Source organism: Chengkuizengella marina (genome assembly GCF_009910845.1).
In the GTDB taxonomy this organism is placed as follows: domain Bacteria; phylum Bacillota; class Bacilli; order Paenibacillales; family KCTC-33759; genus Chengkuizengella; species Chengkuizengella marina.
In genome coordinates this window covers 133,968-147,010 of sequence record NZ_SIJB01000023.1, presented here as the reverse complement: position 1 = coordinate 147,010, position 13,043 = coordinate 133,968, and the positions used below count along the sequence as shown (strand labels likewise).

Sequence of the window (13,043 nt, the reverse complement as noted above, 5' to 3'; positions counted from 1 at the left end):
AGAACAGAAACAGCAATGCATAACATTCTAATAAATATCAAAAGATACTTATGTAGTACAATTTTAATAAGGGAAGTGAGTTCATTTGTCTAGAAATACGAACAATAGAGCAAAACAAAAACAACAAGGCAATGACCAAGATGACGATACAGCAAAGTTAAAGCATAGAAATTCTACAAACGGTGAACCTGCTGAAAGAAAAACCGTAACGAATACTCCATAATATGACAAATTATGTTCTGATCTGATAAAAATAAAGACTAATGAGATGTTTTTTACTCATTAGTCTTGTTCAATTATTCATACTACCCAGCTATAATTCAAAATTACCTTCCATAATGAGTTTGATTTTCAACTTCTTTAAGGTTTTTAATTTGTTGATTTAATCGTTCCTCTATTCTATCAGCTGGTTCTTGATTTTCACTACCTTTAGCTTGATCCAGTGCATGTTCTGCTCTGTTGATGGCATGTTCTGCTTGTTGAAATGTAGTTTGATTAGGATGTGTTTGTGCTTGTTCTACAGCATTTTCTGCTCTTTGTGCCGAGTTTTGCGCTTGGGAGATTGGATTTTGCCTTTGTTTACTTGTGTTTTCACTTGGCATGGAAAAACCTCCAATACTTTTTTGGTTAGTACTTCATTCCTTATAGTGAGGAGTTAGAGGTATTTTTATTCATGCACTCATCTTTTCATTGTGTTACATATCTCATCAATCCATGTAGATTTTATTTGATTTCCTTCAATCCATTGATGCTCCTTTAAACATTTTACAATATCCAGACCAGTTATTAACTTGATGGAAGAACCTTCTTTTGTGCGGATTCAGTAAAATAAGATGTAGTAATATATAAACCCATTTGACCTCTATTTAATTTGTATAAAAATCACTTCATTTCTGTTGGTGTTGAAGTTTCCAATTTTCTAACCTCTAAGATGTAGTCCATTTGTAATGGGATTAATCCATCGATATTCATAACACCAGAAAATAAAAAGGATGTTTTTATAGGAAATATAAGCTGGTTTAATATAACCATTGGTGTTGTAATTAGAGATTTATGATATTTTTATAGTAGTTTAGTTAAAAGCAAAAGGTGGTAAGCTAAATCTGTGGAAAACGAAATACTTATCCACATGTTATCCACAAACTGTTAACAACAAATATATGTTCTATTTTTTTTATTTAAACATATACTATTATGATGTTCACATTTAACAAAAGGAAGGAAGTAGATATCCTTGTCCTCACAAAACCAATTATTAGTTACGGGCTGTGCTGGATTCATTGGTTACCACCTTACAAAACGTTTGCTGCATCAAGGTTATTCCATAATAGGTATTGATAATTTAACACCATACTATGATGTTTCTTTAAAGAAAGACCGTTTAAAACAGCTTCTTCCTCATGAAAACTTTACTTATCAACAGATCTCCATTGAGGACGGGAGTAAAATAAAACATATTTTTTCTGAAAATGAATTTGAATCTGTGATTCATTTAGCAGCTCAACCTGGTGTTCGTTATAGTTTTGAAAATCCACAAGCTTATATTGATACGAATATTACTGGGTTTTTAAGTATATTAGAAGCTTGTCGGTATCACCAACCTAAACAGTTGATCTTTGCTTCTTCAAGCTCTGTTTATGGAGCAAACACAGAAATGCCTTTTTCAGAAGAACATCGGGTTGACCATCCCCTTAGTTTATATGGGATGACTAAAAAAAGTAATGAGTTAATGGCTTACACCTATACTTCTCAATTTGGTACACCTACGATTGGATTACGTTTCTTTACGGTATATGGCCCTTGGGGACGCCCTGATATGGCTTTGTTTTCTTTTACGAAGTCCATTTTAAGTGGGAAAACGATAAAAGTTTATAATCACGGGAATATGAAAAGAGATTTCACTTATGTTGATGACATTATTGAGGGCATCGTTCGATTGATTGAGAAAGACAACAACATTGGGGATAAGAATAAGAAATTAACACAACCTGTTACAAATACAAATGATTTACCTTATAGAATCTATAACATCGGAAATCAGAATCCAGTAAATTTATTGGAGTTTATTGAAGTATTGGAAAAGAAACTAGGCATCCAAGCAAATAAGGAACTTCTCCCAATGCAAGCAGGCGATCTATCTGAAACGTATGCAGATGTAGATATGTTGGTCAAGGATGTGGACTATAAACCAAATACTACGATTAAAGAAGGGATCAGTCGTTTTGTAGATTGGTATTTAGAATATTATAATAAAAAGAAATAGACCGTAAACGGTCTATTTCAAAATGAACCTATCAGCCTACCCACTATACAGTAGATTTTGCATGACAATTAGAAATCAAAGTGATCAGGATCAGGACCAACACGTTTATCCTCATTCAAATCAGCTATTGTATTCATATCCTCAATATCCAATTCAAAATCAAAAATCTCTGCATTGCTTTTAATACGATCTGGATTCACAGATTTAGGAATCGTTACAACCTGATTCTGAATATCCCATCGCAAAATGATTTGAGCTACGCTTTTTCCATATTTATCTCCAATCAATTGAAGGCTAGCGTTATCCATCAGTTTACCTCGACATAATGGACTCCAAGCTTCCATTTGTATGTGTTTAGACTGACAATAAGCTAACAAATCTGTTTGCTGCAGTAAGGGGTGATATTCAACTTGATTTACTGCAGGGACGATTGAACTTTGTTGAAATATGTCTTCTAAATGATGCTTTTGAAAGTTACTTACCCCAATGGCTCTAACATAACCCTCTTCATAAAGTTTTTCTAAAGCTTTCCACGTATCTAGATATTTTCCCTTTACAGGCCAATGAATAAGGTAAAGGTCAATATAATCCATTTTTAATTTTTTCATACTTCGATTAAATGCATTTAATGTAGATTCATAACCTTGTTCAGAATTCCAGACTTTTGTGGTTATAAATAATTGAACACGATCAATTCCTGAATTTCTAACTCCTTCTCCAACACCAACTTCATTTTCATAAAATGCAGCAGTATCAATACTGCGGTAACCTAGTTCAACAGCTTCTATAATTGCTTTCTGCACTTCATTCCCTTCTTCAGCTGCTTTATAAACTCCTAATCCTAGCCAAGGCATTTTTACACCATTATTTAAAGTCGCTTGAGATGTTACGTTCACTGGGTCCACTCACTTTCTATATAAAATATTAAATAGATCACTTATAAATAAAGTACCATTGTTTTAGTTCACTTTGAAAACAACTTCACCAATACCTAGATCTGCTTCAATTTTAATATGATGACTATTAGAAGCATTGTATGCTTCATTTACATAAACCCCATCACCTAGTGATATTAAACCTATAAAATCTCCTGCAACTATTCCTTTATCAGCTTCAATAATAACTCCTATATCAGTAGGTAAAATAACGGTGGAACTACCTACACCCGTAGAAATTATAGCATTGAAGCTCTCTTCCCATTGACCACTCATATCAATTGTAATATCACCGACACCTGCCTGAACCTCTAAATTTTTTAATTTGAGACCACGTAAATCTAGCTCCGTTTCTGAAACACCAGCATCTATTTTTAAATCTATTGGAATTTCATTGGTTAGTTTTAAATCCCAGTTATTTTCAACGTCCCCAATGTTGATTCCAAAATTGCCATCATTTTGTTTAATTATAACCTGACCTCTATTTTGAATAAGTTCATAATTAACCTCTGGATCTAAACTCTCTACATTATATTCGATAATTCCTTCCACCCATTCTTCTGCTCCCTTAGATACATACAACTCTCCCATACTAATATCTAAAATGACTTCTAACTCTGTGGATTTATCTTTTATAATTTCTATCGTATCCTTCTCCAAACTCCCAACTTCTACACTAAAACATCCACTTATGATTAATAATGGTACTAACATTATCCAAAAAAAAGACCTTTTCATTATAGCTTCTCCCCCTTTGATCATTACCAATTTTGCACATACCCATATTATGACATTTTAAACATCTTAATGACAAGAATTAGTTAATCATTTGTATTGAATCATAGATGCGTTTATCTTTACCATATATTTCAAATTAATGGTTGACGAAATAAAATAAAGTGATTATAATAAGAACAAATGTTCCTATTTTTGATCGACTCATTTCCATAGTTGGCCACTGTTCATGAAAGTATACTTGGCAGGAAACAATTCTCTTTAGACATTGCAACTTATTTAATTATTGATAGCAATGCACTACGAATAATTTATGCCGGTATACAGACTTAAAATATGTGCGATAACATGGAAGGGAAATGAGAAAATATGACAATTCAAATAATGAGAGGGTTAGAAGAAGGAAAAGAGATTAATAATAACAAACAATTTCGAGTCAGTTATGCATTAGATGATATTAAAGGAGTTAGAATATTATTAAAAGATCGATTTATTATTTCTAATCGCCGGTATAAAGGAGATACAAAAGCAAGTGATATTTTACTAGATTTAAATACAGCGATTGAACGAGCAAATCTTACAAAAAGGCAAGCCCAAACGTTCACATTAGTATATGGATATAAACAATTTCCTCAACAAAAAGCAAGTAAAATTCTTGGAATTTCACAGAAGCAAGTAAGCTCTCATCTTCAAGGCGCACTAACAAAGATCGCCCAAGTATATAAAGACTGGAAGTATAGCGAAATAGTGATCAAGATTTCCTTAGATCATTCACCATGTGAATATGGATGGGAGGGTGATGTCGTTGAAAACTATTTTAGATGAATTGGACAAGATAGTGAACATGCTAAAAGGTTGTTTAAAAGAAGGGAAGAGCTTTACATTTAAACATAGATCTTATGAAGTTCAATTAAGAGATGAGCGGATACAATGTATTGAAAACATGATAGAGGCATACCATCAACAAATAAATGATTCTCACTCTGAAAGCCCTCTATTGCTACAGCTATTAGCTGATTTAATTTTATATGAGGAATTAACAGATGTTAATCCTTATAAGGTGCAACGTGAGGAGTATCCAATCATGAGCAGCTGGCAATTGCATTTACGACAACAACGCGAATATAATATTACTCTAGCTGAGGAGATGGATATCAATTATATGAAATGCAATCCTCCTGTACGTAGGAAACGAACTGCTAAAGAAGAGTGGATTCGTGAGAAAAACGATCAGGAACGATTACGCAAAACCAATGTTCTTTACTATACCTTTTCTAACCCTAGTCCAATCAAAAATTACTTACTTAAAGATAAAGGAAATATATAAAGTTGAATGATAGGTATTGATTTACCTTAAGAATAAAAGGTTGAATGTTAGTTCAAACCTTTTATTCTCTATTTTTTATAAACTTGAAAGATTTACATCTTTCAAGTTTTAATCACACAAAAAAAGGTGTAAGTTATATCGTCATCGAATTTTATTCAGTATGTTCCATTCTTGTTTATCCACTAGAAATTATTAAGGGCTCTTGATACTAAAATACGAAAGGGGGAAAATTTATGGATTACTGTAAAATTAAAGACATAGATGAATATTATATGAATCATGCGGTTAATGAAGGGAGAAAAGCAAAAAATAAAACTGGACTTAATCCTCCAGTTGGCGTTGTTATTGTAAAAAATAACAACATAATTGGAAAGGGTTATACATCTATGAAAGGTGGAAATCACGCGGAAATAAATGCCATAACTAAATCTAAAGATGAATCTATTGGTGCTACGTTATATTCTACATTAGAACCTTGTTCACACTATGGATTAACTCCACCATGTTGTGAAGCTGTAGTTAAATCAGGTATTAAAAGAGTTGTAATTGGAATCATTGACCCTTATTTTAAGGTCAATGGGAAGGGGATACGATATTTGCGGGAAAATGGACTAGAAGTACAATTGGGTGTTTTGAAGGATATCATCGAAAAAGATTTAACAGTATATCTTAACAACGTGAACAAAAATAAGATAAAATAATGTAAGGTTCATAGTCATCATTACGATTACTAAGAACCTTTAACTGGTTATATTACCAAACATCGTTTTAATGGTTTTAATTTATGTTATAGACCCTTTACATAGCGAATGATTCTGGACGCTTCGACTGCCATCCCTCCTTTAGTCAGCATTTGGGATGGTTTAAATGTTCCATCGGTATATCCCTCTAAACCAGCTACTTCTTGAATTCCAGTGCTGTACACTCACATCCTTGAAAATACTCTTTTCTTTTAACTCTTAGTTTCTGGTCCATATAATTCATTTGGCATAAAACCATCAACTAACCCTCATCTTATTTTCTAGTTTATCGACCGTATCTATTTTTTGGAGAGCTTATTAAGTAAAGCATGAAGTCGATTCTCTCGTTCTTTACCCTCTTTCTTTGTTGTATATAATAACCAAACAAAAAGGCCTGCAAACGGCCCTTGTGTCATTAAAAATGCTATAAATTCTTTTTCCATGTCCATTTCCTCACCTTATTAAAAATTTTAACAATCAGTAATTTGGTATATTCCTGATATATTTTTATTATCTATCTCTACTTATATTGAAACGCCATACATTCCTGATATCTTAGGACCGTAAAATCATCACTTCCGCTGTAAACTAAACCATCAGCATCCACTGCAAACGCCCAAATTTCTGAAATAGAGGATTTAATCGGTCAAAATGTTCCTCATGAGTTAGCGGATGCTGAAGTCCCTCGTGTAATTCCTCAACAAGCTTATGTTTCTCCACCTTTTTAGTAGGGAAGATAGAAATCAAAAAGTGCTCAATTATTTCAAAATATTCAGTTATTAACACATTCTCATTCCCTATGGGCAACAACCTTACCCCAACTGTTCATTGCTAACTTCTAAAATCTTATTCCTGTTCCTATTCCTATTTTTTTGTATGACTCATTCCAAAAATTAATTATCAATTACTTCTTCCTCAACTTCTCACCTCCATCAATACAAAGCCAATAAAAAAAGATCCCAACATATACTTGGCATTCATCATTTCTTGAAGCATGATTACTTGGAATATTTATAAGTAATGAGATGCTTATCATGAATTCTTTTCAGCCGAGTATTGGAACTTTTTCTTTTTGTGATTATGAATTTAAGATGTAATTACTTTGGCATAAAGAGAGAGTTTGAATCAAGGAAAAATATACCCCCTATCAAAATATAAAATACTTTCATTTTCATTTGTGAGTTTAATAGTTAGGTTTTATCTAGTTATTTCCTTAAAAATTTCATTGTAGCACCAAAAAAGCACCCGTTAGGATGCTCTGATTTCACTTATTCCTCTTCAATCTCACTCTTCTGATGAGTATATCAGACGGTGATGGTGTAGTACCTGTCACTACTACTTCTACTAACCTCTCCCCATTTTTCTTTGATATTGGAGTGAACTTCTTAAATATGAATAATGCGATCTGTTGATAACTTGGTGTGAATGGAACACGCAAAATAGGAAATGGTGTCTTTTTAGGAGCACGAATTCCCTTTTTAACAAGAGTTTTACGGTTCCATTTCTTTTTAATGGTATTATTAAATATTTTTTGTATCCTTATCCTTCCAGCGATATTTTCTGACACCAGTGGTTCTGTTACCAAGGTAATACTCTTTAAAAAAGTGATCACATTTAAATCTTGAATAAAAACTGCCGTTTTTGGAAAACGCTCCAGACCACCTAGAGTTGTTACAATTTCTCTCTTAGATTTACATCTAGTATAACTACTATTCTTCTTACATTTTCTTCTCAAGTTACGACCCCCTTTTTCCTATTTGTTATATTCTATGCATTGTAAATCTTCTACGTATAGGGAGGAGGCTATCTTAAGAAAAAAAGGCTAATATATTACTATATTAGTAGAATAAGAGTGGTCATCTATTATATTTTAATTTGACTGCGTTCTATCTCAAAACTTTTTCTAAATCTCACCCCAGTTTATTTCCTCTATCCCCTTCCTCTTCAAAAATGTATTCACTTTTGAAAAAGGTGTACTGCCAAAAAAACCTCGATGTGCAGACAATGGACTAGGATGAGGGGCTTCAATAATATAATGTTGTGGCGAAGTAATTAACTTTCGTTTTAATTGAGCCGGTTTACCCCATAGTATAAAAATAACTGGTTTAAGACGATCATTTAATGAAAGCATCACTTGATCCGTAAACATCTCCCACCCTTTCCCCTTATGAGAATGAGCTTGTCCATCCCGGACCGTTAATACCGTATTTAATAATAAAACACCTTGCGCAGCCCATTTTTCAAGACAACCATGTTTAGGTATTTGGATATTTAGATCACTACTTAACTCTTTAAATATGTTTTTTAAAGATGGTGGTATCTGAATTTCATGTTGTACAGAAAAACTTAAACCGTGTGCTTGATCGGGTCCATGATATGGATCTTGTCCAAGGATAACCACCTTAGTATTTTCGTATGAAGTATGTTGCAAAGCATTAAATATATGTTCTTTATTGGGATAGATAACCTGGGTTTCATACTCTTCTTGTAAAAACTTCATCAATTGTTGAAAGTATTCTTTTTCTATTTCTTCCTTTAAAACCATCGCCCAATCATTTGTGAAGCTGGGAATATTTATTTTCATAAAAATAGCCACTTTCTTTATTAATTTACACAACCATTTAAATCACATTTTCGTTTTTGTCATTATATCATACGAAAGTTGTAGATCATTTTAAAGCTTAGTGATGAGGTAAACCAATTCCTTGAAGTTTATAATAAAGCTGGAATGATAGATGTCCCATCTAAATAAAATGATAGTGGTAAATGTTCTCATCATGTCACAAAACCCTAAACCCACTCGTTGTGTATTTACAAAAATAAGGAGCGTGAAATTTCATGACTATAAATAAAGAAATGAACGTGAATGAATATTTAAAGAGAATCAAAGTTCAATCCATAACTGGAAATGCGATTGAAGATATAAAATGGTTACAAAGACAAAATCTATATTATGTACCTTTTGAAAATTTGGATGTAATCAATAAAGTGCCAGTCAAACTAGATCTATCACCCATTTATCATAAAATCGTACGAAATCATAGAGGGGGTTTCTGTTATGAAGTTAATGGATTGTTTCATTGGTTGTTAAAGCAACTTGGTTATAAAGTTAGAATGATTTCATCTACAATTGCTAAAGAAAAGGATCAATGGTACAGAAGTCATACTCATTTAACCAATATAGTTACTTTGAAAGGAGTAGACTATTTGATAGAGGTTGCAGCTGGGGATACAGTTCGTAGTCCAGTGCCTCTAACTGGTGAGATCGTTGAAGATATCAGTGGGAAATATAGAATTTATCCTATTGGAGAATTTTTACACTTACAAAAATATTTGGACAACGAATGGGCTTCTGTCTATCGTTTCACTACTACACCTAGAACATTTTCATTTTTTGAAGAGGTTTGCAGATGGAATCAAACCAGTCCAGAATCTCCCTTTACTCAAAAAAAGATTGTAACGCGAGCAACAGAAACAGGAAGACTTACATTAACCAATCATGAGATCATCACAACGATAAATGGAGAAAAAAAGAAAAAGGAATATCAACAAGATGAACTTCCTATTTTACTAAACAACTTATTTGATATAGACATGTATCAAAAGCAATCCAAATAATATGTGAAGCTTTCATATCAATGTCACAAAACATTCTCACTCCTCGTTATGTAAGTAAAACAAAGAGGAGAGTGATTTTAATGACTGAAAATCTACAAAAATGGGATGTAATCATTATAGGGGGAGGCATAGCAGGGCTCACTGCTTCCGTTATTTTATCTAAAGCAAACAAAAAAGTACTGATTCTTGAAAAAGCAAAACAAATCGGTGGTCGTGCTACTACGATTGAAAAAGCAGGTGGTTTGTTAAATCTAGGACCACATGCGATTTATCCAAATGGACCAGGTGTAAAAATTCTTGAGGAATTAAATATCAAGTTAAATGGTGGTTCCCCAGTATCAAAAGGGACACTATTGTATGAAAATAAAACCTATCCACTAACCCTAAGCCCAGTCGCTTTATTAACCTCCAAATTGCTAAAATGGAAGGAAAAAAGAGAATTCATTAAATTAGTTAGTGGGTTAAACAAAATAAATACAAAGTTTATACAAAATATCAGTTTATATGATTGGGTTGAAGCCCATATAATAGAAGAAAAAGTGAAAAAATTATTTTATATGTTATGTAGACTTTCTTCTTATTGCAATGATCCTAAACGATCAAGTGCTGGTATAATTATAGAACAAGTAAAATTAGGATTAACTGGGGTTAGATATTTGGATGGTGGGTGGCAAACACTCGTTGACCAACTCAAACAACAAGCTTTATCTCATGGGGTAACCATTAAAGAAAATCACCATATCATTGAACTACTAGGAACCCACCCTAACATCACTTTAATAGATAGTTTGGATGTAACATTTACAACTGAACATGTCATTTCTACATCCACACCTGCAAATACATTATCCATGATTAAATCCGAACAGATGTCTTCTACTTTAAAACAATATCGTGACCTCTGCATCCCAGTGAAAGGCGCTTTTTGGGATATCGTATTAAAGAAAACAACCAACCTTAACGTTAAATTTGCTTTAGGTCTTGATGAACCACTTTACTATTCCAATCAATCAGCAGTAGCCAATCTTGTCACAGAGCCGAATCTACACATCATTCACCTTGGTAAATACTTATCTACTGATGAAAAACTAGATCCTAAGAAAAACCATAAGCAGTTAAAGAATTTTTTAAGTGTCATTGAACCAGACTGGGAAAAAGAAGTCGTTTTTCAACGTTTCTTACCTTCTTTAACGGTTTGCAATGCAATGCCATCAACAAATATGCCTAAAATAAATACAGAAATTTCGGAGATTCCAGGATTATATGTAGCTGGAGATTGGGTCACTACAAATGGTCTGTTAGCAGATGCCTCTATCACCAGTGCGAAAGCAGCTGCAGATGCTATTCTGGAAGAGGCAAGCAGCTTAACCTATACAGGATGAACGATCCAGCAATATTTTTTATTTGGATTCGACATGAAAGGAGATTCATCATGAAAGAGCTATTTGATTCCTATCGTCCATTATTATTTTCTATTGCCTATCGTATGTTAGGAACGATTGTAGACGCTGAAGATATCGTACAGGACACCTTCGTAACGGCAAGTACAAAAAATCTTGAACACATTGAAAATACTAAAGCGTATCTATGTAAAATGACCACCAATCGCTGCCTAGACGTTTTAAAATCAGCACGAAAAAAAAGAGAAGTTTATGTGGGACCCTGGTTACCAGAACCTTTAGTTATGGATCAAGTTTATCAAGACCCTTCAAAAGATATCATTGGAAAAGAATATCTTTCCACCGCCTATTTATACATGATGGAAAAACTCACTCCTATCGAAAGAACGGTTTTCATTTTAAGAGAGGCATTAAACTTAGATTATAAAGAAGTAGCACAGATCACAGAAAAATCGGAATCCAACTGCCGTAAAATTTTAAGTAGAACAAAACAAAAAATGAATATAAATCACGATCAAACCAGCTTTACTTATGAGGAAAATAAAAATATTGTTATTCAATTTTTAAAGGCATTATCGACTGAAAATACCCAACAATTAACTCAGTTACTATCAGAGGATGTAGTCTTATATACCGATGGTGGTGGAAAAGTGATTGCAGCTCTAAATCCAATTATATCCCGTTCTAGAGTTCTTTCTTTTCTATTTGGCATCTCAAAAAAAGCGACTCAACACACCGAGATTAGACTAGCCAACATTAATGGCCAACCTGGTTTCATCGCTTATGAAAACAAAATACCTGTAAATGTAACAACTTACCGCTTTGAAAACAATAAAGTAAAAGAAATTTATACGATAAGAAACCCAGAAAAATTAACAAATGTGGTATAGGGTATGTAAATGAGTAGATGATACTCTTAAAGAGATGAAGATAGCTATAATATAACAACAGAAATAAAATGTAGGTTTGTTTGAATGACCTACTTTTTTTTGTCCACTTAAAATTAAAAAACAGATCCTTCAATTAAAAACTAACTGATTGCCTCTCTCAAATCTTGAAAACATGCCATTTGAAAAGAAAGCGTTTAAATGGTTTAATTGAAAGAAAAAGGGAGAATTACATAATGGAGTATAAAAATCAAACAGCACTTATTACAGGGGCTTCTTCTGGTATTGGAGAAGTATTTGCTAATAAACTGGCTGAACAAGGAATGAATCTAATTTTAGTGGCTCGTACTGAGCAAAAGTTAGAAGATCTAGCTAAACAATACCGTGAAAAATATGGTATTAATACCCATGTCATTGTTTCAGATTTAAGTAAAGAAAATGCTGCAAAAGAAGTCAAAAAAACGGTAGACGAGCTTAACCTTCATGTTGATATGCTTATTAATAATGCGGGTTTTGGACAAGTTGGCAGTTTTATACACAATAATCTAGACAAAGCACATGGACAAATCATGGTGAATGTCAGTGCACTTGTAGATATGACATACCTCTTTGCAGCAGACATGGAAAAAAAGAGGAATGGTGCTATTATTAACATAGCTTCCACAGCTGCATTTCAACCACTTCCTAAAATGGCGATATACGGAGCAACGAAAGCTTTTGTACTATCCTTTTCCGAAGCCTTGTGGAGTGAATTAAAGCATAAAGGAGTAAAAGTATTGGCCATTTGTCCAGGACCCACTGCTACGAATTTCTTTGAGGTTTCTGGAGGATTTGGTGCGAAAAACTTGAGAACTTCAGAGCAAGTTGTCAACACCACAATGAAAGCTTTAAAGAAAGGAAAAAGTTTTGCCATTGATGGGTTTGGCAATTACATCACTGCAAACCTGCCCAGATTCTTCCCTCGACAACTGATTACAAAAGTAGCTGGAAAGGTCATAAAACCTAGTAAGTAATGGATCTTTCTCATTTTTTTCTTATTCAGATTGTATCCCTTTACTCCATAGACTTGAAACACGAAAGCGCTATTGTTAATCTGAACATATAAAATCTTTCATTCATTCCAACATACATAAATGAA

At 33.2% G+C, this 13,043-nt stretch carries 16 protein-coding genes; 9 read left to right on the top strand and 7 right to left on the bottom strand.

Annotation, left to right across the window (positions count from 1 at the left end; translation table 11 throughout):
- The first annotated feature begins 85 nt into the window (after positions 1-85).
- On the top strand, positions 86-223 hold the full coding sequence (locus ERL59_RS10210) for a hypothetical protein (RefSeq protein WP_160646104.1): 138 nt from the start codon (positions 86-88) through the stop codon (positions 221-223).
- A gap of 103 nt (positions 224-326) precedes the next feature.
- Here ERL59_RS10210 and ERL59_RS10205 read toward each other — a convergent pair whose 3' ends face one another.
- Positions 327-602, bottom strand: a complete 276-nt coding sequence (locus tag ERL59_RS10205; RefSeq protein ID WP_160646103.1) for a hypothetical protein — start codon at positions 600-602, stop codon at positions 327-329.
- Positions 603-1,234: 632 nt separating this feature from the next.
- Here ERL59_RS10205 and ERL59_RS10200 point away from each other — a divergent pair.
- Positions 1,235-2,263, top strand: coding sequence for an NAD-dependent epimerase/dehydratase family protein (locus tag ERL59_RS10200; RefSeq protein WP_160646102.1), 1,029 nt, complete (start codon positions 1,235-1,237; stop codon positions 2,261-2,263).
- 68 nt (positions 2,264-2,331) lie between these two features.
- Here ERL59_RS10200 and ERL59_RS10195 read toward each other — a convergent pair whose 3' ends face one another.
- Entirely contained in the window at positions 2,332-3,117 is a 786-nt protein-coding gene (locus ERL59_RS10195; RefSeq protein ID WP_160646155.1) for an aldo/keto reductase, read from the bottom strand.
- A 105-nt stretch (positions 3,118-3,222) separates the two neighbouring features.
- Positions 3,223-3,936, bottom strand: coding sequence for a toast rack family protein (locus ERL59_RS10190; protein ID WP_160646101.1), 714 nt, complete (start codon positions 3,934-3,936; stop codon positions 3,223-3,225).
- 366 nt (positions 3,937-4,302) lie between these two features.
- Between ERL59_RS10190 and ERL59_RS10185 the strand changes: the two genes are divergently transcribed.
- The 3 genes from ERL59_RS10185 (at position 4,303) to ribD (ending at position 5,961) form a co-directional block, all read left to right on the top strand.
- Entirely contained in the window at positions 4,303-4,758 is a 456-nt protein-coding gene (locus ERL59_RS10185; RefSeq protein WP_160646100.1) for a sigma-70 family RNA polymerase sigma factor, read from the top strand.
- Positions 4,739-5,260: a hypothetical protein gene (locus ERL59_RS10180; RefSeq protein WP_160646099.1), complete on the top strand. Its 522-nt coding sequence runs from the start codon at positions 4,739-4,741 to the stop codon at positions 5,258-5,260. Before ERL59_RS10185 ends, ERL59_RS10180 begins: the two co-directional genes overlap by 20 nt.
- A gap of 233 nt (positions 5,261-5,493) precedes the next feature.
- Complete coding sequence (gene ribD, locus ERL59_RS10175; protein WP_160646098.1) at positions 5,494-5,961, top strand: bifunctional diaminohydroxyphosphoribosylaminopyrimidine deaminase/5-amino-6-(5-phosphoribosylamino)uracil reductase RibD; 468 nt, start codon at positions 5,494-5,496, stop codon at positions 5,959-5,961.
- A gap of 86 nt (positions 5,962-6,047) precedes the next feature.
- Here the strand turns inward: ribD and ERL59_RS10170 are convergent, their stop codons facing one another.
- From ERL59_RS10170 to ERL59_RS10155, 4 genes are all read right to left on the bottom strand, one after another.
- Positions 6,048-6,185 (bottom strand): S-layer homology domain-containing protein, encoded by a 138-nt coding sequence (locus tag ERL59_RS10170; protein ID WP_160646097.1) that lies wholly within the window; start codon positions 6,183-6,185, stop codon positions 6,048-6,050.
- A 114-nt stretch (positions 6,186-6,299) separates the two neighbouring features.
- Positions 6,300-6,449 carry a BhlA/UviB family holin-like peptide gene (locus ERL59_RS10165; protein ID WP_328699932.1) on the bottom strand — a complete coding sequence of 50 codons (150 nt, stop codon included), beginning with the start codon at positions 6,447-6,449 and terminating at the stop codon, positions 6,300-6,302.
- Between the two features lie 815 nt (positions 6,450-7,264).
- Complete coding sequence (locus tag ERL59_RS10160) at positions 7,265-7,735, bottom strand: hypothetical protein (RefSeq protein WP_160646096.1); 471 nt, start codon at positions 7,733-7,735, stop codon at positions 7,265-7,267.
- 168 nt (positions 7,736-7,903) lie between these two features.
- Complete coding sequence (locus ERL59_RS10155; protein WP_160646095.1) at positions 7,904-8,584, bottom strand: uracil-DNA glycosylase; 681 nt, start codon at positions 8,582-8,584, stop codon at positions 7,904-7,906.
- Between the two features lie 254 nt (positions 8,585-8,838).
- On the opposite strand from ERL59_RS10155, the gene ERL59_RS10150 reads away from it, so the two are divergent.
- From ERL59_RS10150 to ERL59_RS10135, 4 genes are all read left to right on the top strand, one after another.
- Entirely contained in the window at positions 8,839-9,618 is a 780-nt protein-coding gene (locus ERL59_RS10150) for an arylamine N-acetyltransferase family protein (RefSeq protein WP_160646094.1), read from the top strand.
- 80 nt (positions 9,619-9,698) lie between these two features.
- Positions 9,699-11,000 carry an FAD-dependent oxidoreductase gene (locus ERL59_RS10145; protein ID WP_160646093.1) on the top strand — a complete coding sequence of 434 codons (1,302 nt, stop codon included), beginning with the start codon at positions 9,699-9,701 and terminating at the stop codon, positions 10,998-11,000.
- 50 nt (positions 11,001-11,050) lie between these two features.
- Positions 11,051-11,908 carry an RNA polymerase sigma-70 factor gene (locus ERL59_RS10140; RefSeq protein ID WP_160646092.1) on the top strand — a complete coding sequence of 286 codons (858 nt, stop codon included), beginning with the start codon at positions 11,051-11,053 and terminating at the stop codon, positions 11,906-11,908.
- Between the two features lie 233 nt (positions 11,909-12,141).
- Positions 12,142-12,918 carry an SDR family NAD(P)-dependent oxidoreductase gene (locus ERL59_RS10135; RefSeq protein ID WP_201763526.1) on the top strand — a complete coding sequence of 259 codons (777 nt, stop codon included), beginning with the start codon at positions 12,142-12,144 and terminating at the stop codon, positions 12,916-12,918.
- Positions 12,919-13,043: the final 125 nt, after the last annotated feature.